Here is a 25,672-nt window from a genome sequence, read left to right as displayed (position 1 = left end):
AACATAAATGGCACGTTTTTACCGTCGTCGCAAGTTCTGCCGCTTTACAGCTGAGAAAGTTGCTTACATCGACTACAAAGATATCGATACTTTAAAACAGTACATCACTGAAAACGGCAAAATTGTTCCTAGCCGTATTACAGGTACTAAAGCTCGTTACCAACGTCAATTAGCGCTTGCTATTAAACAAGCTCGTTACTTGGCTTTGATCCCTTACACTGACAATCATAAGTGAGGTTGAGCTGTGGATATTATCTTACTACAACGCATTAAAAACCTTGGTAAATTAGGCGATAAAGTTTCAGTTAAAGCTGGTTACGGCCGCAACTACCTTATCCCTCAAGGTCAAGCAGTAGCAGCGACTGAGTCGAATACTGCTGCTTTTGAAGCTCGTCGTGCTGAACTTGAGAAAGCTGAAGCTGATGTTTTAGCTGCTGCTCAAGCACGTGCTGACCAATTAGACGAAGTTAACATCGTAATCACTGCGAAAGCTGGTGACGAAGGTAAACTATTCGGTTCTATCGGTACTCGTGACATCGCTGACGCGTTGACAAATGCTGGTCTTGAAGTTGACCGTGCAGAAGTTCGTTTACCGAACGGTGCACTTCGTCACACTGGCGAATTCAACATCGCAATCCAATTGCATCATGATGTTGTTGCTGAAGTTCTCGTTACTATCGTATCTGAGTAATTTTCTGCAAGAAAAAGAGCATGCTTTTGCATGCTCTTTTTTTATTTCTGAAAATAGTCAAAATAGCTTATGTCGCTTTAACAACAAGTAGTTAGCACAACTTATTTTGACTGCTTTTAGATGAATGAAATTTTCGATTCGCATTTTTTTTAAGAGTGCGTATGATCTATTTATACGAAAATATTTGAAATTTTATTCTTCGTGCCATCTTTCTAAATTACTCATTTATTGCATTTAAAATTAGGGTTTTATATGTCACAGGCGAATGCCAATGCTACGCTTAACGCATCAAAAGTAGATAATAAAAGTAATGAGCCTAGCCAATTAAAAGAGTTTCGTACTCCACCGCACAACTTAGCGATTGAGCAAGCCGTACTTGCAGCACTAATGACGGTGGCTGAATCTTTTGAACAAGTTGGCGATGTACTCAGTGAAAATGATTTTTATGCGACACGACATAAATATATTTTTCGTGCGATTGAAAAACTAACTCAAGAAAACTCACCTTACGATGCCGTTTTGGTCAATGATTGGCTCATCAAACAAAACCTATTGGATGCTGTAGGTGGTGAAGAATATTTGATGCAGTTGATGGCAGATTCCCCTTCTAGTTTTTACAACTTAGAAACCTATGCCAATAAAATTAAAGAATTTTCAACTTTGCGTAGCATGATTAAAGTCAGCTCTGAAATTTTACAAAATGCCTATGACACCAAAGGTCGTAGTGTGAGTGAAATTTTAGATTTAGCAGAAACGAATATTTTCTCGATTGCTGAACAACATAATAACAATGCTAAAGCTCAAGGGCCAAAACCAATCAATGCCGTCGTTGCCGATGTTTTTGACAAATTAAATGAACTTTCACAAATGGAAGGCAGCATCACAGGTTTAACTTCAGGCTTTATGGAGCTTGATAACAAAACATCTGGCATGCAATCAGGTGATTTGATTATTGTTGCTGCACGTCCTTCTATGGGTAAAACCACGTTCGCAATGAACTTAGTAGAAAGTGTTTTATTTAACTGTGACTTACCCGCGCTGGTTTTCTCCATGGAGATGCCCGCAGATTCAATCGCCATGCGTTTAATTTCAGCTTACGGCAAGGTTCATCAAGGACACTTACGTTCTGGTAAATTAGATGGTGATGAATGGTCAAAAGTGACTGGCACCATTTTGCAATTGCAGGAAAAACACCTATATATTGATGATTCTTCAGCCCTACCACCGACAGAATTACGAGCGCGAGCGCGTCGTATTGCCAAAATGCATGGTGGTAAAATTGGCTGTATTATGGTCGACTACTTACAATTAATGAAAGTTCCAGGTATGGGGGATAACCGTGTCGGTGAGATCTCAGAAATTTCACGAAGCTTAAAAGCTCTGGCTAAAGAAATGATGTGCCCTGTCATTGCATTATCTCAGCTCAACCGTTCACTGGAAAACAGACCCAATAAACGTCCTGTGATGTCCGATCTTCGTGAATCAGGTGCAATTGAACAGGATGCCGACTTAATTATGTTTATTTACCGTGATGAGGTTTATAACAAAGAATCCAAAGAAGCAGGCACAGCGGAAATTATTATTGGTAAACAACGTAACGGCCCAATTGGTACTGTTCGCTTGGCTTTTGAAGGTCAATATACGCGCTTTAGCAACCTGTCACCTGAATTTTATTCTCAATATAATGATGAAGAATAATTTCTACATGCTCCAAAAATAAGAAAACGGACATTTATTTGTCCGTTTTTTTATTACCCGCTTAAATTAAATATAAATAAAAATATCTAAAGTTTAGCTCTTAAAAGTTCTTTTAATTCATCGATATTTGCTTTCCACTGGCTATATTCCTCTGAATCTTGCCAAAGTTCATCTAGTTCTGAATCTTCAGTAGTCAATAAACTCAATGCTTGAAGTGCTTTGGGAATCAGAAGATCATGAGGTTTAATCGTCAGTTTTGTTAACCACGCATCAACTTTTTCAGTATAAGCATCATCTTGTGTCCCCTTTCCCAAAGCTTGAGCAAGCACCTCTGCTGCTGCATGGGCCTCACAAGCAATATCCGCATCAATGTATTCTTCCGCAGATTCAATAATTTGATTAAAAGCTTTTTCAACGATTGAAAAATCCGAACTTTCCTCTAATTCATCAGCCCAATCGTTTGCAGTATCATTACCAAATGGTTCATGTGACCAAGCACCCATAATTATGTCCTTTTTTTATCAATAGAGAATTTTGTTATCGCTCTTTTTTAAAGTTTACTTAAATTTTTCTTTAAAACCAATTTAAAACAAAGGTTTATTGATATTTTCTATCCAAAAAATAACGAGTCAGTAAAATTCAATTGCTAAACTAAATTTACGACTCGTTAGACTAAAATAAAATGCTGAAAAATTATTAAGCCCCAAAAAGTTATATGCAAAGTCTGGGTTTGATCTAAATTAACTTTCAATAAAATTATTTAAACTTATGTCCATTTTCAACTGAGAGGACTACAATAATTCAGTATTTTCATGATAAATATTTTATCAATCCCACTGAAATTCTTCATTTAAATCTCTCAAAAATTCATTTAACGTCTGGGTTTTGCCCTCTCGTAATGTAATATTTGTAACCCCAAGGAGTAACGAGGGTGCGCCAAGCAACAGTTTATATTGACAGAGAAGCACTGCAATATAATTTAAACCGTGTTAAACAACTTGCACCAACTGCTCAAATTGTAAGCATGGTTAAAGCCAATGCTTATGGACATGGAGTCAAAGACTGTTTGGCAGCCTTAGGTGGAACGGATGCTTTTGGTGTCGCCTGTCTTGAAGAGGCACTTGAGATTCGAGAACTCGGCTATCAACAACCCATTACACTCATTGAAGGTGTTTTCTCTGAAGATGAAATGCAGGTTGTGATTGACAATAATCTTGAGTGTATCGTACATCATCATCAACAATTGGATTGGCTACGGGCACATAAAGATGCCTATATTGCTAAAAACTTAAAAGTTTGGGTCAAACTAAATAGTGGTATGAACCGCTTAGGTTTTAAAGTAGCTGAAATTATTGAAGTCATTAATGCACTCAAAGCAGAAGGTTTTACCTGTGTTCTTGCCATGCATTTTGCCAATGCAGATGCTGAAAATCACCCTTTAAATGAACAACAAAAAAATCAATTCTTACACGTCAAAGAAGCTTGTGCTCCAATAATGGCTTCGTGCTGTAACTCAGCCGCAATTTTCAAATGGCCTGAATTGAATTTTGACTTTGTTCGCCCCGGTATTATGCTGTATGGTGCCTCTCCATTTGCAGATCAAACGGCTAATGATTTAGATCTTAAACCCGTCATGACCTTCACCGCGGCAGTTATTGCATTAAATACCATCCAAGCAGGTGAATCTGTAGGTTATGGTTCGCACTTTGTTGCAACTGAAGAAATGCAGCTTGCGATTGTTTCAATTGGCTATGGTGATGGCTATCCACGTGCCTTTCCAAAACAAAACTATGTTTCCATTCAGGGCAAAACCACACCTGTGGTTGGTCGTGTCGCTATGGACATGATTGCCATTGATGTCACTGGCTTAAATACACCTTTAGGGACTGAAGTCGAACTTTGGGGTAAAAACCGCTTGGTTGATAATGTTGCAGAAGCTAATGGCACCATTGGCTATGAACTCTTATGCCGCTTAAGTGCTCGCCCAATCAGAAAGTAAAAAATTGAAGTTAAAAAACCCAAGTTAAACTTGGGTTTTTTATTAAGCTCAGTCGCTAAGCTAATCTCTATATTCTCACCATAAATAGCACAATATTATTCTAAATAATCATTGGTCGGGATTGGCAATTCTTGCACACCACGACGTAAAGTATCTGACCATTGTTTACTCAGCTGCCTAAAATATGGATCTTCTTCATAGATACGTTTGCCATTTGGAATATGCAATGAATCTTTTTTATAAACAATGGTATCTAATGGCATTCCAACTGAGACATTGGAACGTAAAGTAGAATCAAAAGAAATTAAACAACACCGTACTGCCTCATCTAAAGGCATTTCATAAACCAAGGCTCGATCTAATATAGGCTTACCATATTTACTTTCTCCGATTTGAAAGTACGGTGTATCTTCTGTTGCATTAATAAAGTTACCCTGAGAATAAACATTATAGAGTTGCATATCCGCACCTTTAATTTGCCCACCAAGCAATAGGCTACACGAATAATTATTGTGCTCATCAGGGTCTACCGTGATATCTGCAATCACTTTTCTCAATGTTTGACCGACCAACTCTGCAATCTCAAACATCGTATTCACACTATATAAATTCGGTTCTTGCTTAAGTTCTAAATGATTATTTAGATGACTAATGACTGCTTGAGTTGTCGCTAAATTACCAGATGTTTGTATGCTTATAAATCGCTCGCCTTCTACACCAAAAGTATAGAGCTTACGAAATACCGAAATATGATCTACACCCGCATTGGTACGCGTATCACTAACAAAAACTAATCCATCTTTCAAACGTAGCGCACAACAATACGTCATTAACAGCTCCTATGACCTTCAAATTTTCAGCAAGCGAGTACTTGAACAATAGAATTCATAGACTCAATACCACCACGCTCTCTTATACCTCGAACAGGTGCAACATCCCAATAATCACGACCTATAGCCACATAAATATGTGAATTTAGTGCAAATAATTGGTTACTTGTATCAAAACAATACCACGTATTTTCAAAAAAAACTTCTGCCCAAGCATGACTTGCAAGGTGAGAAGTATTTGGTACAAATAAATACCCTGATACATAACGTGCAGGTAAACCCAAATACTTACACATGGCGATAAAGACATGGCTATGATCTTGACACACACCTTGCCGATGTTGGAAGGCATCAATAGCAGATGTTTGTACTGAAGTCTGATCAGGCACGTAAGGAATATGCTGTAACACCGCAGCAGACAAATTAATTAAATGTTCTCGTGTTAAATACGGAACATGACGCTTGGCGAAATCTTTCATTTCAGCATTACACAAAGTATTTGCTGTCGGCTGTAAAAATAAATTTGGATTGATGGCTGTATCAATCCCAAATTGGGTATGAGGATTCATCTCGATGATCCCCTGCGCCATAATCGTCATTTGCTGATAGGGTTGTCGCTGTGAACTGGTAATCCAAATATTATTAAAGGCATCCGCTTTAACTTCTTTCTGACCTGGCACACTCACATCCCAATAATGAACCTGCTGATGTACATTGCTCATCGGGGTCATTTTAATATATTGAATGCTGTTACATGCCTGATCGCTATAGGTATAGTGAGTTTGGTGGTTAATCATCAACTTCATACATCCACCTCAAATAAATGTTGAATATGATCACTAAATTGATAAAAACTCATACTATCTGGGGTTAATTTGAGTTGCTGCCATGCATGATCCAGTCCATTCCAACCAATCTGATGTAAAAAACTGACAATCTGATCAATATTTTCGAGTGTGCTCACCTGCTCTTGTTTCAAACGAATTTGTCGGTCTAACTGTTCTATATTTTGACCCAAAGTGAAAAACAGGAAAATATCTTCAGGCTCTGCTTCTAAAACCTCATGACATTCTCCAGCAACATCACATATATATACTGCATTTTCATTGGCATTTTTAATGAGCTGATTCAGTTCAGCATAGGCTTTTGCGGAAAGTACCCCACGTAAATCTTGTACATTATCTTTTGCATATTGAAATTGTTGGTGAAAAGATGAAGGTTGCTCTGTATCCAATAATAAAGTATTCAATGAGCTCGCATCAAAAGCTGGCAAGCAAAAAGCATGTGCATATCCCAATGCATCTTGGTTATCATGAAATGGAAATTGACCACATAAATATTGAATACGGGTTAAATATCGACCTAACCAAAAAATATGTTGAGCATTGCTATTTAATAAAATCATGATTTCACCCCCATGGTTAAGTGTTTATGAATGAAGATTATCAACAACCCATGTGTCTTTAACTCCACCACCTTGTGAAGAATTCACAACTAAAGAACCGGCTTGCATCGCCACACGTGTTAAGCCACCCGGAACGATTTCAGTACGATATGGCGAACTTAAAACAAATGGGCGTAAATCAATATGACGCTCTGCCACACCATAGTCGGTCATTGTTGGACAAACAGATAACTCTAAAGTCGGCTGCGCAATATACAAATGCGGCGCAGCAATAATTTTGTCTCGAAATAGTTCAATTTGATTTTTCGAGGATTGTGGACCAATCAACATACCATAGCCCCCGGAACCTTGAGCTTCCTTCACCACCAACTCGGCTAAGTTAGATAACACATAATCTAAATCTTGAGCTTCGCGGCATTGATACGTTGGTACATTTTTTAAAATTGCGTCTTCACCCAAGTAAAAATGAATCATTTTATCCACATATGGATAGATAGATTTATCATCAGCCACACCAGTACCGGGTGCATTTGCAATCACGACATTGTGATTTAAATAAGCCGACATTAAGCCAGCAACACCTAATGAGCTATTAGGCAGAAAGCATAAAGGATCTAAATATTCATCATCAACTCGACGATAAATTACATCAACCTGCTGCCTTCCACGAATCGTTTTGACATAAACCTTATCGTTCTCTACAAAAAGGTCACGCGATGTCACTAAAGGCACATCCATTTCCCTTGCCAAGAAAGAATGTTCATAATATGCGCTGTTATAACGTCCGGGCGTAAGTACCACGATAAAAGGTCGGTCTACATAGGCATTTTCAGCCAAAATTTCTTTGAGTAATTGTGGGTATTGCTCAATGCCTAAAATATTATTTTGCTGACATAATTCCGGCATGAGCTTCTGACTGATTTTGCGACTTTCCAACATATAAGAAACGCCCGAGGGTGTTCTTAAATTGTCTTCTAAAACATAGAACTCACCATGTCGGTCACGAATAATATCAATACCGCTAATTTGACTATAAATTTTACCTTTCAAGTCGTGTGCATACATATGCGGTTGATAGGCTTCATGCGTCAGTACCTGTAATTCAGGTACAATATTGGCTTTTAAAATATCTTGTTGATGGTAAATATCATGTAAAAATAAATTTAGTGCACGAACCCGTTGTGCACAGCCAAGTGCGACTTTATTCCATTGCTTTTTCTCAATCACCCGTGGGATTAAATCATACGGAATAGTCCGTTCAATCCCCTCAGATTCACCATATACGGTAAAAGTAATCCCCTCATATAAAAAATGATCTTTAGCGGTTTGATTTAATGATTTTAATTCCTCAATGCTATGTTGTGATAACCACTGCTCTATTTTGTTACAGGTTTCACCCGACATGCTGTGATCATCAAGCAATTCGTTGAAAAAATGTGACTTAAGTTGTTGAAATAAAGTATTTTCTTTTGATGATGTTGTAAATTGAGTTGCTCCAGCCACATTAACATTTAATCCGATATCATTAGGAAAACGTTCTAGCGTCGAAATCGAATTTGTATCTTTATCTTCTTTAAGCATACAAACCTCATCATTGTTATCTATTGTAAGTAAAATTAAGCAACAAGCATGCCAATTAGCTATAAACACTTTTTCCTCTTTATTCATCCAATATAGATTGTTCTAATTGGAAAAGCTTGGAAAAATATTCAGTTTTTTTATTGTGTTCGGCAAGCAATGCAGATATAAACAAGCTACTCGATTTTTAATTTCAGTTATGTCTTCACAAGAAAAAGAAACATCCAACAGTCTGTACCGTCAATGGCAAATTTTATCTCGCCTTTCTACTGGGAAGTGGATGGGTACTCGAGAATTACAAGAAATTTTGCAACGTGAAGGTATTGATATCAGCCTACGCACCATTCAGCGTGATTTAAATCAAATCTCGCTACGTTTTCCTATTGAAAGTAGTAAAACGGTTCCTCAAGGCTGGCGTTGGCGTTCAGATGCACCTATTCAAAGTTTACCGCATATGACCAGCTCTCAAGCGGTGACGTTCATGATGGTAGAAGAACATTTAAAACACTTACTGCCACCAAGTCTAATTGAAGAGATGAATCCATGGTTTGATTTGGCACGTCGTAGCTTATCCACCCAAAACAATGTCCGCCAATGGATTAATCGTGTTCGTATTGTTCCAGCGAATCAGCCGCTTATTCCGCCTTTAGTTGATAAATTCGCTCAACAAGCCATTTATGAAGGCTTATTGCAAGACAAACAATTAGAGTGTGTTTATCAAGGACGTAGTCATTTAAGTGAAGAAAAAACCTATACTTTAAATCCTTTAGCACTGGTACAAAAAGGTGCGATTATTTATTTAATTTGTACTCGCCATGATAAAACCGATATTCAAACTTTTGCCTTGCACCGTTTTAAATCAGCCATTGTTTTAAACTCACGCGCAATGCATCCAATTCACTTTGACATTGATGCTTATATTGACTCTGGTGCATTAGGTTTTAGAGTAGATTATAACAAGGCAACCGAAAATATTGCTTTAGAATTAACCATGTCCGAAGAAGATGCGCACTATTTTGATGAAAGCCAACTCAGCAAAGACCAAACCATACAAAAACTGGAAAATGGTTTAGCACAAATTACCGCTACAGTACCCTTTACTTCACAACTGGTTTGGTGGTTAAGAAGCTTTGGCAACAAAATTCAACATATTGAACCGATTGACCTTTCTAATGCAGTACGTCAACTTACAGATTAAACCAAGTCATTGAAATAAAAAGAGTCCCAATAGCTGGGACTCCAAAAGCATTATCGTTGTATGTTTGTTTTATTGTCGTTACATTGTCGGAAAAAGCCATCAAACTTTATTTTTGCACCCCGATATAAAGTTTGATGATTGTTGGTTTTAGTTGTGCAGTTAAGCTTTAGCAAGCCAGATCTCCACTGTTATACCGAATTGATTTCATTGTCATATTAACGACCTCTTGTGACTAAACTAAAACCAATGTAATACAGCATAAAACTTTTGAGAAATCATAAGATCAGCAAATTAAAGCTGAATTTTTATTAAGCATTTATTGTGAACTTTTATCAAATCGCGGGTATAAATCAAAACGTATGTAAAACTCAAATAAGTAAAACCTTATTTCTTATTTAAAATTTTTCTGATCTAAAAGCCCATATTTTTAATCAAAAAAAGAGGCCATATTGATCTGACCTCTTTTTATATCAAGACTACGATAAAGTTTTAATAATAACCATCTGAACTTTGTGCATGTAAAAAGGCAGGAATTAAGCCAGTCAATGCTGCACGAATATCGGCACGTTCATTAATCAATTGATGAGAACCCTCTTCCAACATCAATAAGGTTTGAAGTCGAAACTTACGCCGAATAAACTCAATATTGTAACGCCAGTCAACCGTCTCATCTAACGCACCTTGCGCCAACCATACAGGAATACGACAGGCTGGACGTGCTTCCATCTCTTGCATCCATTTAGACATCGCTAAAATCCAATCCATGCCCATCATCCGTGGCTGTAAAGGATCTTTTAACCGTACAAAGCGTAGAAACTCAGGATTGTGGTTATTGCGTCTAAAATGACGTGGCACTTGACGTTTAATGCGTCGAATAATGCCCAAGCCAACTGAATTATGCCACCAAGCAGATTTCGCAGGTCGAATCAATGGAGAAAGCAATAAAACGCGTTCTACATAAGGATTTTCACGGCGCTGTGCAAAATCTAATAAATGATGCAGCCAAATTGCCCCACCTGTACTTTGTCCAATACCCAACCACGGTTTAGGCAATTGACTGGCATTTTTCACATATTGATATACCGCATGTAGAACATGTTGGTAATGATCAAAGTTTTTAATATTCGCAGGTGAACCGTCACTTAAACCATGACCGGGTAAATCATAGGTGATTACACTAAAACCCTGTTCCAGCAATTCAGCAATAATCGGCTGATAAATACCACTATGTTCTAAATAACCATGTAGTAGAAATACCGTCCCACGTATTTGATCAAAAGGCAGATTTTCTAAATGCGGTTGAAAGACTTGTACATGCAATTTAAATAAAGGCATTTGCACATAGCCTTGCCACTGCTCACAGGCTAATAAATTTAAACCATACAACTTACGATAAGCTTGAATTTCAACCGAAGGGTGATAAGGCCGATTTAGATTTAATGCTTCGAGTAATTGTGGTGTGGTTTCTCGACTCGGAACAGGTAAATCTAACTGTTTTAAAATCGTTGGATTTAAAAATGGGATATCTGACATTTAAGGCACCTCCCGACAATCACTTGAACCAAACCAAACATCACGAATCGTGGCTAACATTTCATAATTCGCACGGCGACTATGATCATAATTCTGCTGACTTGGACGCCAGTTAGTCAACTGTGTTGGCATCGGTGCTTCAACAGGTACGGTTTCAATACCATTTAATGCAAATAAACGACGTGTACGCGGCATATGATAACGATCTGTGATTAAAATCACCCTCGGTGCTCCACCTTTTTTTTGTAATAATAACGAGCTAAAACGCGAGTTTTCACAAGTATTCATGCTTCGATCTTCCAGTAATTTTGCATCCACATCATATTTCTTTAACCATCGCTGCATATAAGGTGCTTCTACACCACTTAAAACAATCGGTAATTGATATTGTTTTTCTATCGCTAAAGTCTTTTCTAAGCGTAGCCGCGTGTAATCATTGACCACAATATCTTGACCATTCTTATCTAAAGTCAGTCCTCCACCCAATACCACAATGGCATAAGGTTTTGAACTTTGCAGTTGAGGCTGTGCATTCTGTTCATGAATTAATGCAATATCTTGATAAATCGTTTCATCTACAGGTTCTTGAGCAACCACTTGCTCTGCAATTTTATGCATGCGAAGAAATTCTACATATTTTTCCATTAACGCTTTATTTTCAGTACTGTTCAAATCCAATAAATCTTTAACCACTTGTGTGGGATCTGCTTGTTCTACTTCCTCGTCCACTGTTTTTGCAAGTAACGGAATACGTGGTTTTTCCTGTTCATCCTTTTCTTGCTGTTGTGCTTCCTCAATCATTTGTTGCAAGGCTTTATACCGCGCTTGAATCACAGTCAAATCTTGAGAATTGTGGCTTTGTATCGCTTCTTCCATCAACTTTAAATAGGCTTGACGTGCAATCCACAGTTTAGAACCGGGTTCTAAATTTTCATGTTCACTTAATGCTGCCATTTGTTGGCTTTTTGCTGCAACTTGATTGACTTCGACAGGAACAAAATGGTTAAGCCCCTTCACAACCCACTGCGAATAAAATGGCGAATAAATCAAAACCATAAAACAGCCGAACAGTACAAATAACACAGAAGCTATTTGTACCAGTCGAACCATCCAATGTGCTTTCGCCATAGTTTCTTATTCCAAATGTGAACGAATTAAACCTGACTCATTAAACAATACAGGTTCAGGCTCTAATAAAATGTTAAATTTTTGATAAACATCGTGTTGTACTGCATGATAAGTTGCTTGTACATCTACCAACGTAGCCTTGTCATAATTGACCAAAACCAAGGCTTGTTTATGAAACATACCCACCATCCCGAGCTGTTTACCTTTCCAACCCGATTGATCAATCAACCATCCTGCCGCTATTTTAACCCCACCTTTCGCTTGAGGGTAATGAGGCAAATTTGAAAATGTTAGCGCTAAATGGTCATAAAGCTGTTCTGTAATAATCGGATTTTTAAAGAAACTTCCGACGTTAGGATATTCTTTGGGATCGGGTAACTTGCTTTGACGGATTTCAATCACTTGCTTTTGCAGATTCTCCGCAGTTTGTTCATCACCCACCGCTTGCTTCAAATCACCATAATTCAGCATTAAATCCGCATGCTTAAGCAATTTAAAAATCACATGCGTAATCACAAAACGGTTTGGATCATCTTTGAAAATACTATGTCGATATGAAAAATCACAATCTTTTGCAAAAATGGTGCTGAACTTTTCCAATTGACGATCATAAACTTGAACGGATTCAATAAACTCACCGACTTCAACGCCATAAGCACCAATATTTTGCACTGGAGATGCACCGACTAAACCGGGAATTAAAGCTAAATTTTGTAAGCCGTATAAATGCTGAGAAGTCGTCCATAACACAAAGTCATGCCATATTTGTCCTGCACCCACTCGAATGGTTTTACTGTGCTCATCTTCAGTAAGATATTCAATGCCCTGAATATCCATATGAATCACCAGTGCATGAATCTGTTCAGGCAATAACATATTGCTACCGCCAGACAAAATCAAAACATTTAACGCATGTTGTTTGGCATAATTGAGTGCTTCAACTAATACTTCATTACTTTGAACTTTGATGTAATGCGATGCTGTTACATCAAGACTTAAGGTATTAAAAGGCTTAAGCTGAATTTGATTTTGGATATTCATTGTTCTTAAACCTTTATTTTACATCTGTCTGTTGTTTGAACTGTTGTTTAAAAATAGTGACCCAAGCCAAACTACTCGATTCACACTGATCTAATACACGTTCAAAACCATCTTCCCCGCCATAGTAGGGATCTGGTAAGGCTTGTTTGAGATAAGTTTGATCATATTCACTCATCAATGCAATTTTTGCCCGAATCTGACTGACACCATATTCTGTCTGAACTTGCGTTAAAAGCGCTTCAATATTGAATAAATTTTCATGATCCATCGCCAAGATTAGATCAAAATCAATAAAATCTTGAGCTTTGAGTTGACGAGCCCGTAATGTAGACAAGTCATAGCCACGTTTTAAAGCATGTTGTTGACTACGCCCATCGGGTGCTTTGTTTGGATGATAATTACTGGTTCCAGCAGAATCAATGACAATATTGAGTTGTTGTTTATCACAAAAATGTCTAAGTACAACTTCTGCCGTTGGAGAACGGCAAATATTTCCTAAACAGACACATAACACCTTATATGGCGTTTGGGATGACATAAACAACCTCGATAACAGCTTTATTTTCAGGTGTCTTATGTTAAGTTATTTATAGGATGAATCCTAGGGTCTATTGGCATTTCAAAGTGGTTGCGACAACGCGTGTTTTTAGACAATACAAGGCAGGATGATGCAGCTTAGTTATTCTAAGTGAATCATTCGTAATGCAGTTGAGGCAAAAACTCGCTTGTCCTGAAAGGTTGTGGCTAAAATGATCTCAGTCTTCGTAATGAAACTTGAAAATAGTCTCGCTATGGTCTACGTTTCATAGCTTGCCTGCTCCATTTTAGCCAACAACGCAATCCATTTTTCAAATATCAATAGACCCTATAGAACGCTAAAACAATAATCTTGAATTTGATATAAAAAAGGATGCAATAGATGAGCCATTTTCAATTCCAGACCGTCTCGAATATTATTTCAGGGCTCGGCTCGATCTATCAGTTAAAACCATTATTACAACAGCAGCCCTATAAAAAGCTGTTGTTGGTCACTGATGCAGGCATGATTCAACAACAATTGCATTTACCCATTATTAAAATTTTAGAAACCATTCAACTTGATTATGTTATTTATTCGAGTGTTCAAGCAGACCCACCCGAACATATCGTCTTAAATGCAGTTCAATTCGCAAAAAATGAAAAAGTCGATATTGTCTTAGGTTTTGGCGGAGGCAGCTCATTAGATGTAGCAAAAATAATTGCCATACTTGCTCATCCACAACAGCAGCAAACATTGCCAGACTTATATGGTATTAATAATGCCAAACCACCTCGACTGCCATTATTCCTAGTGCCCACTACAGCTGGTACAGGGTCTGAAGTCACGCCCATTTCTATTGTCACCACCGGTGAAACCACAAAAATGGGAATTGTCTCTCCTGTTTTATTTGCTGATGTAGCAATATTAGATGCCACATTTACTCAAAACTTGCCTGCGCATATTACAGCAGCAACAGGAATTGACGCGATGGTACATGCCATTGAAGCCTATACCTCTAAAATCAAAAAGAATCCTTATGCCGATATGCTTGCAAAACAAGCATTAAGGTTACTCAACCATAATTTGAGTCTAGTCTTGGCAGATGGTCAGAATTTAGCAGCACGTCAAAATATGTTGGTCGGTTCCATGCTTGCAGGTCAAGCCTTTGCCAATGCACCTGTTGCCGCAGTACATGCACTGGCTTATCCACTCGGGGGACATTTCCATATTTCGCATGGTCATAGCAATGCTTTAGTCTTAACCGAAGTTTTAAAATTTAATGCACCCCATGCAAAACAATACTATGCTGAACTAATGTGCTGGTTAGACCCCAAAAGTACGGGCTGTACTGACGGTTTATGTGACTTATTTATTGACCATATGCAAAATCATTTAGATAAAAGTGGTTTGGTTTTAAAATTAAAAAATTTGAATGTTGCTGAAAATATGCTTGAACAACTTGCCAATGATGCCATGTTGCAAACGCGACTTTTACAAAACAACCCGCGGGAACTAATCCAACAAGATGCCTTACAAATTTATCAAGCAATTTACGCATAATCTATAACTTTCAGCTGATGGTCATTTAACACGCTATAAATGACCGTGCTTTTCCCCTCTTGCATTCCTTTATTTTTAACAGTACAACTGAATGTTCATTGCCTATTAAAAATAAAATGATAATGAAGCAAATCCCCAAACAACGCGCTGATTTTTTATACTTTCTACCGATACAAACACGGTGGTCAGATAATGATATCTACGGTCATGTCAATAATGTCACCTATTACAGCTACTTTGACACTGCCACCAATGCTTTACTGATTGAAAAAGCCAACTTTGATATTCGACATTCACCCATCATTGGATTGGTGGTTGATTCCACTTGTCGCTTTTTTCAAGAACTTTCTTATCCTGAAATTATTGAAGTCGGTGTGGTCATTTCCAGACTGGGAAACTCATCCGTGCAATACGATTTAGCTATTTTCAAACAATTCCATGATGTTGCGTCTGCGCAAGGTCATTTTGTCCATGTTTTTGTGGATCGACAAACACGAAAAAGCACCTCCACTCCAATTGAAATGCGAGATGCTTTATTGCAATACAGTATGAACAGATAAACCTATTTCAATTGAATATTCTGTAGTTCACCCTCAAAATTTTGCAAAATATCCTTCACCGCAGATTCCGCATGCAGTAATTCTGAAGCCCGTGCATAGGCTTTTTCTTTACGCTCATTTTGCAGACTATAGGGGGTTGTGGCTTCAACTTCTGCATATTTCACCTGAAAATGCGTGTTGGGCCATTCATTTTTTAAGGCTTGCTCTAAAGTGTGTTGTAACTGATTTAACAACTGCTCATATTTTGGTGCAATCTGAAATAGCGACTCACCATCAATTTGCCCCGTCATCACACCCTGTTGTGCCAGCTCTTGTACCGCAGGCGTTAATGTACTATTTCTAAACCAGTATTCCCACTTATCTACAGTCCACTCACCGTCAAGTTGTTGCGGTGTGAGCCTTAAAATATCTTGCGGCATCAAGTTTTCATTTTGCTTCGATACAGCTTCAATCACTGCTGTTGGCTGTTTAAGTTTTGCTTGCTCTAACGCATGAACAGGCTCATCAATCACCTCAACTTTAGAGTTTATACTAGGTTGTAGCGCTTCAATTGGCATCTGTTGTTGGCGAAAGGATAAATCTGCTTCTAAAACTACAGCAGCATCATTTTCTGCGCCCTGTTCTGTGATTATTGTTTCCACATCAGTATTTAAAGGGGCAATTTCATCAAAGAGGAAATCATCACTATTCGGTTCATCATTTGCTGCAATGCTAATATCATCATTCGATTCGTCTAAATCAAATAAGGCATCTTCCGAAGCAGGATCAAAGATCATTTGATCTGAATTTTCGGTTAAAGTTGCTTCTGTAATATTTTTTTCCACAGCATCCAGTGGCTCATCTAAGAAATCATCTGAAGATGGTTCTATATTTGGCTGAGTGACTATAGTTGGAATTTCTAAAACACTTTCTGCTGTGGGATATTCATCAACAATCTGTTGTTGCACATTCTGTACGACGGCTGGCACTGGTTGTTGTTGCTGAAGCTGTTGTGTTGCAGACACTACAACTTCATTGGGTTGTAATGGACGAAACGCCAATAAGCGCAACACGCACATTTCAAAACCTTGCTCTTGTGTGACCGCCAATTGTAAATCTGCACGACCTTTACATGACACTTGATAATACAATTGTAAATCTTGTGCCGAAATGAGCTGCGATAATTGCATGATTTTTTTATTAATTTCAGCACTATATTTCAAGCTTAAATCGGGTAAATATTGCAAGAGTGCCAATTCATGCAAAGTTGAAATTAACTGATCTAAAACCAATGATACATCTAAAGCCTGCTGTCTAAATTGCATCAACAATTCACTGACACGTTGCTTTTGATTTTGATGAATGGCTAAAATCAAATCATAAATAATGGTGCGGTCAATCAAACCCAACATGTCTTTGACATCTTGATGCTGAATCGCCCCCTGACCATACGCAATCGCTTGATCAGTTAAAGACAAGGCATCCCGAAGTGAACCTTGTGCAGATTCAGCGATTTGCCAAATCGCATCTTGTTCCGCTTGAATCTGTTCTTTGTGTAAAATATCCGTCAAATGTACTGTAATTTCATCTACAGCCAGTGGACGTAAAGTAAATTGCAGACAACGCGATATGACGGTAATTGGAAGCTTTTGCGGATCGGTGGTTGCAAAAAGGAATTTAACGTGTTCTGGCGGTTCTTCTAGCGTTTTCAATAACGCATTAAAAGAATGCGTCGAGAGCATATGCACTTCATCGATTAGATAAACCTTAAAGCGACCTTGGGTGGGTGCATAAGGCACGTTATCAAGTAATTCACGAGTATCTTCAACTTTGGTTCGTGATGCAGCATCAATTTCAATTAAATCGATAAATCGACCTTCATTGACCGCTTTACACGTTGGACATACTTCACACGGCGTTGAGGTGACACCTGTTTCACAGTTCAAGCACTTCGCTAAAATACGTGCAATGGTGGTTTTACCTACCCCACGTGTGCCAGTAAATAAATACGCATGGTGTAAACGACCACGATCTAAGGCACTGGTCAGTGCTCGTGACACATGGTTTTGTCCAACCAATTCATTAAAATTACGTGGACGATATTTACGCGCAAGTACCTGATACATGTATGCTCCTTTTTACAGGTCTAAGCATACTGTTTTTTTGCCGAAGAGTGAATGAACAATCTGCAAAAGCTTTAGATCAACAATGCCATAAGTCGATCTATCTTTTAGATTTTTACAATCACTTAAAAAGTAAGCTAAACTTTCTTTTCTAAAATAAAATCAGCTTCCGAAGCATATAGATGACCCGTATTATCTTGTAAAATTTCAAGTAGTTGCTGCTCTAAATCAACATAAATTAAATGACGAGTCTTGACCTGTATTAATTCAAGTTTGCTCTGATCCTGATTGCTAAACCGAAACCGTCCTGTCAAGATTTCGACCTCATTATGACCACTTAAACTTTCACGCTTTAAAGTATAAGTTTGGTCTTGATTGAGCACTAAATCTACAGCCATGCCAGGACATTCCTCACAACGCGAAATACAGCTCATACATGGCGTTGTTCCTTGATACTCACCAACCCACTTCGCCACCGTAATTTTATGCTGCAAAATAGAGTCAGTTTGAGTCTTATTTTCATGATCAGACTGTTTAGAATCCTGACAACCCAATAAAACAGACGATGCAATTAAGGGAATAAGAAGCGGCTTTTTCATCAAAAAACTTAAGCTAATAATTTCAGTGCAAAGAAAATATCACACTTTTCACAAAATCCACCCCTGCAAAATGTCTCATCACATTAAATACGCATCACCTTAAATATAAGTCTTAAAAAATTAGAACCAACCCTTTCGCCCTTTTAATCGCATATCTGCACAGCGTAAAGCTTCTTGGCTTAAACCCCAAAGACGATAGTCACCTGCAATCGAGGTCGTTGGGAAATTATGCGTATAAGCAAAACTTAAATGTCGTTCAGGATCACACCAAGCAGCAGAACCATTAAAGCCCATATGCCCAAAACCGTTTGATGATTTACCCAATGTTAATACACGGTGATACCCCATACGCCAATGCATGGCTAAAGGCATAATGCGGTCACGTTTTTTATATTGTATTGTACTTAACGCTGTAAATATTTCAGGTCGAATCAACTGTTGATCCCCCACTTTTCCCTCATTAGCAAGCATGGCATAAATTTTAGCTAAACTATTAGCAGTGAAAACACCATTAGCAGCAGGAATGACCGCTTTTAAACCTTCATCACTCAAGAAACTAAAATTTTTCATGCCTTTGGGAATCATCGCATCTTGAAAGTCCTTCGGATCTTGTCCTGACCATTCAATCAATTTATCTAAGGGTGAGGCTTTCTTTGGTTTCAATTTTACTGGTGATAACTGATTTGATGCTGTTTTTACTTTAGATAATGGTCGAGCAACACGGGCTAATTCAGCGGCCGTAACCCCAAAATATGCACCGTCTAATTGCAATGGTTGCACAAGATACTGTTGCATTAAATCTGACAAAGCTTTTCCAGTGGCTTTTTCAAGCACACCACCCACTTGCCAACCAAAAGTCAGTGGTTGATAGGCAGCATCTGTCGCTGCTGCAAAACGCGGTTTGGCTTGTGCGAATACATCAAGCATATGATTCCAATCCGCCATTTCAGACGCATCAGCAATCAAGTTACGAATGTCATATAAGCCACTTTGATGACTCAGCATATGCCTTAAGGTGATTTGTGCTTTACCATTTTGTGCAAACTCAGGCCAATAATGCGCAACAGGGACATCGTAAGCTAAAAAACCTTCACTAACTAAAATATGCGCCAGTGTCGAAAGTACACCTTTCCCCGTGGAATAACACATCGACAAAGTATCGGCTTGCCAGTTTTCAGTGGCTGACTTTTTCCCCGTATAAATATCAACGACTTTTTGCCCTTGAAAATATACCACCAACGCAGCCCCACCTTGTTCAGCTCGGGCATCCTGCATACGGCTAAATTGTTTGGCTAGGTCTATAAATCGCTCATCCACCTGACCTTGATAATGTTCTGTATTGGCAAAGAGATATTCTTTAATATTGTTCATCTTAGGTTCTGTCCTTAGCACTTATTTTTATTCGAATTTAGCGCATAAAAAAGCCTAAATCAAAAAGTTATTACTAGTTGATTTAGGCTCCTTCATTTTTAAAGTGCTTTAACACTTCCTGTCACATGTGGCTTTTGATTTTTGCTATTTCGAATTAAAAATTCGGTGTTTTTACCCGCTGGAGCTGTCAAAAACTCAACTGTTGAAGGCAAATACATTGGCAACTTAAACCAAACATCGGCTTCATAGCGATCTGGCAAAGTTAAACTGGCCAGTACTTTGGCTTTACTCCACATCCCATGTGCAATCGCTTGTTTAAAACCAAAAGCTTTGGCTGTAATGGCATGAATGTGAATTAAATTAAAATCACCTGAAGTCAATGCATAACGACGACCCGTATTTTCAGAAACATTCCATTCTGCATTCAATTCATAAGCGGGTGTTTTTGTTTCGACTGCCTTTGCTGCAACTTTTCCATCGGTTTTTTGACGAGCCAGATAAGTCGTTGTACCTTCCATCACCACTTCATCACCCACTTTAGCCGTGGTGATAAAATCGAATTGCACACCTTTATCATGTGGCTGTAACGCACCAAACTGACAAGACAAGCTCAGTTGCTCATTTACACCCACTTTACGCGTTTGCTTAATTTGATTCCGAATATGCACCAAACCTAAAATGGCAAATGGAAATGCTTCAGTGGTCATCATGTGCATTTGTAAGCTTTGCGATAACACCGCCAAATAAATGGCAGGAATATAACCATTATTTTTAAAGCCACACACTGCGTTGTAGGCTTTTAAATGTTGTTGATCGACCTTAAATGAATCCACCACATATTCAACTTGCGGTAGCACCTTTTCACCTTTCGGTTTTTTAAAAATTAAGCCTTGAATCACTTTTGGATAAGCTAAATAAGGCTTTGGAAGTTGGCTAAAATGGCGAGTATTCATACTGAACCTTTGAGAAGTTTTTATTTCAATATTTTTTGAAAGCTCCTTCTCCCTCAGGGAGAAGGTTGGGATGAGGGTGAAATTCCATCCGATTTATAATACAAATAATTTTACCTCTCCCTAACCCTCTCCTTTAAGGAGAGGGAAAATTCAAGGATTTTAAATTAAGCACCCAACAAGCTTTGACCACATACACGGACAACATTACCATTTAAACCTGTAGAAGCCGAAGATGCAAACAATGCAATGGTTTCAGCCACATCAACAGCTAAACCACCTTGACTCATCGAGTTCATACGACGACCTGCTTCACGAATTGCAAAAGGAATAGCAGCTGTCATTTGCGTTTCAATAAAGCCAGGAGCAACAGCATTAATGGTGATGCCATTTTTCAAGATTGGCGCTGTGAATTTAACCACACCCACAACACCTGCTTTCGATGCTGCATAATTGGTTTGACCCAAGTTACCCGCAATGCCTGAAATTGAAGATACACAAACAATGCGACCATTGGTATTAAAACCATCATTTTCCAGTAAATAATCATTTACTCGTTCAATTGCAGACAAGTTGATGTTGATGACCAAATCCCAAAGCTCAGGCTTCATATTTGCCAAAGTTTTGTCACGAGTGATCCCTGCATTATGAACGATAATGTCTAAACCACCTTGTGCAGCCGCAGCCGCTTTAATTTTCTCGCCTGCATCGTTCGCTGTAATATCAATTGCTAAAGTTGAACCACCGATCTCGCTTGCTACACGGTCAAGATCTGCCTGTTGTTGTGGCACATCCAAGCAAATTACATGTGCGCCATCACGTGCCAAAACATGGGCAATGGCTTCACCAATACCACGGCTTGCACCTGTTACCACTGCTGTTTTACCGGCAAGTGGTTTAGCCCAATCTACATCAATTACATTCGCTTTAGATACACGAATCACTTGACCAGACACATAAGCTGAACGTGGTGATAATGCGAAACGAACTGTAGACTCAAGATTTGCTTCAGCGCCAGCATCCACATAGATCAGGTTTGCAGCAATGCCTTTTTTGAATTCTTTACCCACTGATTTTACAAAGCCTTCAAGCGCACGTTGGGCAATGGCTTGTTTTACAGTTTTTGCAGTTTCAGGTGTAATACCAACCACAATCACACGACCAGATGCTTGAATTTGACGTGCAATCGGGTTGAAGAAGTTATACAGCTCATTTAACTGTTCAGAATTTTGAATACCTGAAGCATCAAAAATGATCGCTTTAAACTTCGACTCTTTATCACCTGCATTAAATGCACTTAGGTTTAAACCTGTTTTAGCCGCTGTTTGTTGCAATTCAGCATTGTTGCCTGCATAGCTATTGGCATGAATATTTGCCAAAACTTGTGCAATCGCAGCAGATAATGTACTTGAAGGTGCAGCACCGAATAAAACTGCCCCTTTTACCACAGGCGTAGCCGATTCAAAACGTTCTAAAAAAGTAGGTGCTGGCAGACCTAAATTTTTGATGACAAATTTACCAATAGGAGATTTTGCAAAGGTTTGGTATTGGTCAGTCATGTTTATTATCTCTCATACTAATTAATTTTTGATGGATTTAAAGATATCCTTTTAACTTCAATATGATGTCAGATACTCTTATTTCAATAGATCCATCAGTTTCCATAGAATCATACTTGAGTTAAACCTTAGATGTCTTGACCTGAATGCTTTGCGCAATGTCATTTTAGTCAATTCAGGGTATTCTGTATTGTGTTAATGTAAGCGCCAAGAATACTGTAAGCATGCTTGGAAAAGCCTTATGAGCAAGACAACTCAAGAAAATCCAGCAGTCGAAAATTCTGCTGCGGAAACAGTGTCAAATACATCAAAAAGAACTTCACGCACAGCTAAAAGTTCAGGCACTGCAACACAACCAGCAACGAATACGACCAAAACGACTCGCACTCGTTCTACGTCACCTCGTAGTCAAAGTACTCCTTCAACTACAAAAAAATCTGAATCTACAACTCAAACGTCTGTTCAACAGGATAAAACCATGAGTCAAAACACAGTTCGCCGCGTTGCTATTATTGGTGGTAACCGTATCCCATTCGCTCGTTCAAACGGTGCTTATTTCACTGCATCAAACTCAGATATGTTTACCGCTGCGTTAAATGGTCTTGTTGAGCGTTTTAACCTACAAGGTCAACGTTTAGGCGAAGTCGTTGCAGGTGCAGTTTTAAAACATAGCCGTGACTTTAACATGACTCGCGAATGTGTGCTTAATACTGAATTGGCTCCAGAAACACCTGCTTATGATCTTCAGCAAGCATGTGGTACTGGCTTACAAGCAGCCTTCCTTGTAGCGAATAAAATTGCACTCGGTCAAATTGAAGTCGGTGTTGCGGGTGGTGTAGATACCACTTCTGATGCACCGATCGCTTTTGGTGACGGTTTACGTAAAGCATTACTTGAATTGAACATCGCAAAAACAGCGAAAGACCGCTTAAAAGCGTTAACTAAAATTAACCTGAAAGATTTGATGGATGCGCCTAAAAATGGCGAACCACGTACAGGTCTTTCTATGGGTGACCATCAAGCGATTACTGCACTTGAATGGGGTATTGCACGCGAAGCGCAAGATGAACTTGCTGCATCTTCACACCAAAAAATGGCAGCAGCGTATGAAGAAGGTTTCTTCGATGACCTGATTACACCATTCTTAGGTTTAGAGCGTGACAATAACTTACGTGCAGATTCATCTGTAGAAAAATTAGCGAAACTTAAACCTGCTTTTGGTAAAGGTGATGCACGTACCATGACTGCGGGCAACTCAACGCCACTGACTGACGGTGCATCTTGTGTACTTTTAGCTTCAGAAGAATGGGCTAAAGCCAATGGTCATGAAGTACTAGCTTACTTAACCTTTACTGAAACTGCTGCGGTAGATTTCGTGACGAAGAAAGAAGGCTTATTGATGGCACCTGCTTATGCAGTTCCACGTATGCTTGAACGCGCGGGTATTACTTTACAAGATTTCGACTATTATGAAATCCACGAAGCATTTGCATCTCAAGTACTTTCAACCTTGAAAGCTTGGGAAGATCCAAAATTCTGTAAAGAGCGTTTAGGTTTAGATGCGCCGCTTGGTTCAATCGACCGCACTAAACTCAACGTAAAAGGTTCATCACTTGCTGCTGGTCATCCATTTGCGGCAACAGGTGGTCGTATTATCGCGACTGCGGCAAAATTATTGAATCAAAAAGGTTCAGGTCGTATCTTAGTATCGATCTGTGCTGCGGGTGGTCAAGGTGTAACCGCCATTATTGAAAAATAAGAGCGCTGCTTTTACTTTTTAAATAAAAAAACCGCTTGTATAAACAAGCGGTTTTTTTTCAATCTTTCAAATAACATTGGATAACCCAAAGCGGCTATAAATGCCCAATAAAGTCTCAACCATCAATATGACTTAACGTCATCATCAAATGTGTTTAAGCTGAATGTGCAGGTCGATACCCCATACGTGCTTCAATGTGGTCATAGCACCATTGGAAAATAAAGGTATAGACCAAAATACACATGGTTAAACTAAAATCTAGCACAATCGCTTGCCAAATAGACATTTGCAAAGCATAAGCCACCATCGGAATCGTGGTCAACATCAAACCACCTTCAAAACCTATCGCATGCAAAATACGAATTTTCACGGTTCTTTTTAGCTGGTGCTTGGCTTCAAATTTTTCAAAGAAATGGTTGAATACCATGTTCCAGATCACCGATGTCACAGCCATCACAATACCCAGAAGCCCCGTCACTTCTAACGGCATTTTAAAAATCACACTTAATGCAATTGCGATGATGACCAACAGGATGATCTCATAGCTCAGTGCATGAATAATCCTTCTCTTGGAAATCAACATTTTTAAATACTCTTTAATTTAACTTGATGTTTGGTATTTTATGTTTGTATTATTGATTAATCGAGTCAGATTCTTTCAAAATAATTGATAGGTTAAATAAACAAATGAATATCAATCAAGAACAACTGACCATTTTTAAAACCGTAATTGAAACGGGATCTTTTTCTGCTGCCGCCAGACAACTGGGGAAAGTTCCTTCAGCGGTCAGTATGTCGATTGCCAATTTAGAAATTGACCTCAATTTAACCCTGTTTCAGCGTGTTGGACGCGAACCTATTCCCACACCACAAGCCATCATTTTGTATGAAAAAACCGAACAATTACTGATCGAAATCAACCAATGGAAACAACATGCTTTTGCCTTAAGTGAAGGCTTGGAGTCATCTTTAAATATTGTGGTGGTATCCGAACTGCTGCATATCCAGTGGACAGACTACATTTCACTAATCGAAAAGCAATTTCCAGAGCTGCAAATCAATGTTTTTTCAGCACCACAAGAAGATGCGCAAAAAATGCTACTCAATCAGTCTGCTCAACTGGCACTGATGTTTGAACGCGAACAGTTGGAAAGTAGCGAACAATTTGTCGAACTAAAGCGTGAAGCTTTAGTACCTGTCGCTGCCATTCATGCCCCTTTAGCTGCACTTGAACAAGTCAGCTATGAACAAATATTACAAAGTCGTCAAATTATTGTGGCCAGTCGTGACCGTACACTTAAGCCTGAATTACTCTTTTCAAAAAAATATTGGCGTACAGACAACAATCTTTCTGCCTGCTCGATGATTATGCAAGGTTTGGGTTGGGGCGTTTTACCTTTAGAAATGTTAAATCAGAATCCGCATATTAAACAGCAGCTTAAAATTCTTAACTTTTTAGATTTCAGCCCTAAATTTGAATATTATGTCGATTTAGTCTGGAGTCGTGAAAGCCAACTTGGCTCAGCTGCTCGTTTTTTGATTAATCACATCCGAAATTCAAGAAAAAACACAAAATAGACATGCCTTATAC

General features: G+C 38.6%; 24 protein-coding genes. 9 read left to right on the top strand and 15 right to left on the bottom strand.

The features are described from left to right. Positions 1-7 precede the first annotated feature (7 nt). The 3 genes from rpsR (at position 8) to dnaB (ending at position 2,389) form a co-directional block, all read left to right on the top strand. On the top strand, positions 8-235 hold the full coding sequence (rpsR, locus tag BLV99_RS06790; protein WP_004676982.1) for a 30S ribosomal protein S18: 228 nt from the start codon (positions 8-10) through the stop codon (positions 233-235). 9 nt (positions 236-244) lie between these two features. Then, complete coding sequence (gene rplI / locus BLV99_RS06785) at positions 245-691, top strand: 50S ribosomal protein L9 (protein WP_004648824.1); 447 nt, start codon at positions 245-247, stop codon at positions 689-691. A 252-nt stretch (positions 692-943) separates the two neighbouring features. After that, positions 944-2,389: a replicative DNA helicase gene (gene dnaB, locus BLV99_RS06780; protein WP_086165854.1), complete on the top strand. Its 1,446-nt coding sequence runs from the start codon at positions 944-946 to the stop codon at positions 2,387-2,389. Positions 2,390-2,475: 86 nt separating this feature from the next. On the opposite strand, the gene BLV99_RS06775 is transcribed toward dnaB, so the two are convergent. Next, the gene (locus BLV99_RS06775) at positions 2,476-2,892 is read right to left on the bottom strand and encodes a DUF4259 domain-containing protein (protein WP_092689013.1); all 417 of its coding nucleotides are present in this window, start codon (positions 2,890-2,892) and stop codon (positions 2,476-2,478) included. A 428-nt stretch (positions 2,893-3,320) separates the two neighbouring features. Here BLV99_RS06775 and alr point away from each other — a divergent pair, with 428 nt between their 5' ends. Continuing rightward, positions 3,321-4,388 carry an alanine racemase gene (gene alr, locus BLV99_RS06770; protein WP_092689010.1) on the top strand — a complete coding sequence of 356 codons (1,068 nt, stop codon included), beginning with the start codon at positions 3,321-3,323 and terminating at the stop codon, positions 4,386-4,388. Positions 4,389-4,483: 95 nt separating this feature from the next. Here alr and BLV99_RS06765 read toward each other — a convergent pair whose 3' ends face one another. The 4 genes from BLV99_RS06765 to BLV99_RS06750 are packed head-to-tail and all read right to left on the bottom strand — an operon-like array spanning position 4,484 to position 8,204. Beyond that, positions 4,484-5,218, bottom strand: coding sequence for a proteasome-type protease (locus BLV99_RS06765; RefSeq protein ID WP_086184448.1), 735 nt, complete (start codon positions 5,216-5,218; stop codon positions 4,484-4,486). Between the two features lie 26 nt (positions 5,219-5,244). Then, positions 5,245-6,024 (bottom strand): transglutaminase family protein, encoded by a 780-nt coding sequence (locus tag BLV99_RS06760; RefSeq protein ID WP_092689006.1) that lies wholly within the window; start codon positions 6,022-6,024, stop codon positions 5,245-5,247. Next, a complete protein-coding gene (locus tag BLV99_RS06755) occupies positions 6,021-6,623 on the bottom strand; it encodes an alpha-E domain-containing protein (RefSeq protein ID WP_092689003.1) in 603 nt (200 codons plus the stop codon). Before BLV99_RS06755 ends, BLV99_RS06760 begins: the two co-directional genes overlap by 4 nt. A gap of 24 nt (positions 6,624-6,647) precedes the next feature. Next, positions 6,648-8,204 (bottom strand): circularly permuted type 2 ATP-grasp protein, encoded by a 1,557-nt coding sequence (locus tag BLV99_RS06750; protein ID WP_092689000.1) that lies wholly within the window; start codon positions 8,202-8,204, stop codon positions 6,648-6,650. A gap of 196 nt (positions 8,205-8,400) precedes the next feature. Between BLV99_RS06750 and BLV99_RS06745 the strand changes: the two genes are divergently transcribed. Beyond that, positions 8,401-9,399, top strand: coding sequence for a helix-turn-helix transcriptional regulator (locus BLV99_RS06745; protein ID WP_086184452.1), 999 nt, complete (start codon positions 8,401-8,403; stop codon positions 9,397-9,399). Between the two features lie 489 nt (positions 9,400-9,888). On the opposite strand, the gene BLV99_RS06740 is transcribed toward BLV99_RS06745, so the two are convergent. Genes BLV99_RS06740 through BLV99_RS06725 form a run of 4 tightly spaced genes read right to left on the bottom strand, consistent with a single transcriptional unit; the run spans position 9,889 to position 13,639 of the window. Continuing rightward, positions 9,889-10,932: an alpha/beta hydrolase gene (locus tag BLV99_RS06740; RefSeq protein ID WP_092688997.1), complete on the bottom strand. Its 1,044-nt coding sequence runs from the start codon at positions 10,930-10,932 to the stop codon at positions 9,889-9,891. Next, a complete protein-coding gene (locus BLV99_RS06735) occupies positions 10,933-12,060 on the bottom strand; it encodes a YdcF family protein (RefSeq protein WP_092688994.1) in 1,128 nt (375 codons plus the stop codon). Positions 12,061-12,066: 6 nt separating this feature from the next. Continuing rightward, positions 12,067-13,101: a UDP-N-acetylmuramate dehydrogenase gene (murB, locus tag BLV99_RS06730; protein WP_092688991.1), complete on the bottom strand. Its 1,035-nt coding sequence runs from the start codon at positions 13,099-13,101 to the stop codon at positions 12,067-12,069. A 13-nt stretch (positions 13,102-13,114) separates the two neighbouring features. Further along, complete coding sequence (locus tag BLV99_RS06725; RefSeq protein WP_092688988.1) at positions 13,115-13,639, bottom strand: low molecular weight protein-tyrosine-phosphatase; 525 nt, start codon at positions 13,637-13,639, stop codon at positions 13,115-13,117. A 381-nt stretch (positions 13,640-14,020) separates the two neighbouring features. On the opposite strand from BLV99_RS06725, the gene BLV99_RS06720 reads away from it, so the two are divergent. Together BLV99_RS06720 and BLV99_RS06715 are read left to right on the top strand one after the other, a co-directional pair. Beyond that, a complete protein-coding gene (locus BLV99_RS06720; RefSeq protein ID WP_092688984.1) occupies positions 14,021-15,181 on the top strand; it encodes an iron-containing alcohol dehydrogenase in 1,161 nt (386 codons plus the stop codon). A gap of 122 nt (positions 15,182-15,303) precedes the next feature. Next, positions 15,304-15,741, top strand: a complete 438-nt coding sequence (locus tag BLV99_RS06715) for an acyl-CoA thioesterase (RefSeq protein ID WP_092688981.1) — start codon at positions 15,304-15,306, stop codon at positions 15,739-15,741. A 2-nt stretch (positions 15,742-15,743) separates the two neighbouring features. On the opposite strand, the gene dnaX is transcribed toward BLV99_RS06715, so the two are convergent. From dnaX to BLV99_RS06690, 5 genes are all read right to left on the bottom strand, one after another. Next, positions 15,744-17,846 carry a DNA polymerase III subunit gamma/tau gene (gene dnaX / locus BLV99_RS06710; protein WP_092688978.1) on the bottom strand — a complete coding sequence of 701 codons (2,103 nt, stop codon included), beginning with the start codon at positions 17,844-17,846 and terminating at the stop codon, positions 15,744-15,746. A 134-nt stretch (positions 17,847-17,980) separates the two neighbouring features. Beyond that, complete coding sequence (locus BLV99_RS06705; protein WP_092688975.1) at positions 17,981-18,442, bottom strand: copper resistance protein NlpE N-terminal domain-containing protein; 462 nt, start codon at positions 18,440-18,442, stop codon at positions 17,981-17,983. 120 nt (positions 18,443-18,562) lie between these two features. Then, entirely contained in the window at positions 18,563-19,813 is a 1,251-nt protein-coding gene (locus tag BLV99_RS06700; protein ID WP_092688972.1) for a serine hydrolase domain-containing protein, read from the bottom strand. 98 nt (positions 19,814-19,911) lie between these two features. Then, complete coding sequence (locus tag BLV99_RS06695) at positions 19,912-20,766, bottom strand: MaoC family dehydratase (protein ID WP_086184462.1); 855 nt, start codon at positions 20,764-20,766, stop codon at positions 19,912-19,914. A gap of 164 nt (positions 20,767-20,930) precedes the next feature. Beyond that, positions 20,931-22,322 carry a 3-oxoacyl-ACP reductase gene (locus tag BLV99_RS06690; RefSeq protein ID WP_086184463.1) on the bottom strand — a complete coding sequence of 464 codons (1,392 nt, stop codon included), beginning with the start codon at positions 22,320-22,322 and terminating at the stop codon, positions 20,931-20,933. Positions 22,323-22,563: 241 nt separating this feature from the next. Between BLV99_RS06690 and BLV99_RS06685 the strand changes: the two genes are divergently transcribed. After that, on the top strand, positions 22,564-24,081 hold the full coding sequence (locus BLV99_RS06685; protein ID WP_092688969.1) for an acetyl-CoA C-acetyltransferase: 1,518 nt from the start codon (positions 22,564-22,566) through the stop codon (positions 24,079-24,081). A 154-nt stretch (positions 24,082-24,235) separates the two neighbouring features. On the opposite strand, the gene aceI is transcribed toward BLV99_RS06685, so the two are convergent. Next, complete coding sequence (gene aceI, locus BLV99_RS06680; protein WP_092688966.1) at positions 24,236-24,664, bottom strand: chlorhexidine efflux PACE transporter AceI; 429 nt, start codon at positions 24,662-24,664, stop codon at positions 24,236-24,238. A gap of 104 nt (positions 24,665-24,768) precedes the next feature. Between aceI and aceR the strand changes: the two genes are divergently transcribed. Next, on the top strand, positions 24,769-25,659 hold the full coding sequence (gene aceR, locus BLV99_RS06675) for an HTH-type transcriptional regulator AceR (RefSeq protein ID WP_092688963.1): 891 nt from the start codon (positions 24,769-24,771) through the stop codon (positions 25,657-25,659). The last annotated feature ends 13 nt before the right edge of the window (positions 25,660-25,672 follow it).

This window comes from Acinetobacter kyonggiensis, from assembly GCF_900107285.1.
Lineage (GTDB): Bacteria > Pseudomonadota > Gammaproteobacteria > Pseudomonadales > Moraxellaceae > Acinetobacter > Acinetobacter kyonggiensis.
The sequence above is the reverse complement of the archived record's forward strand: the minus strand, read 5'-3'. Positions and strand labels throughout refer to the sequence as shown.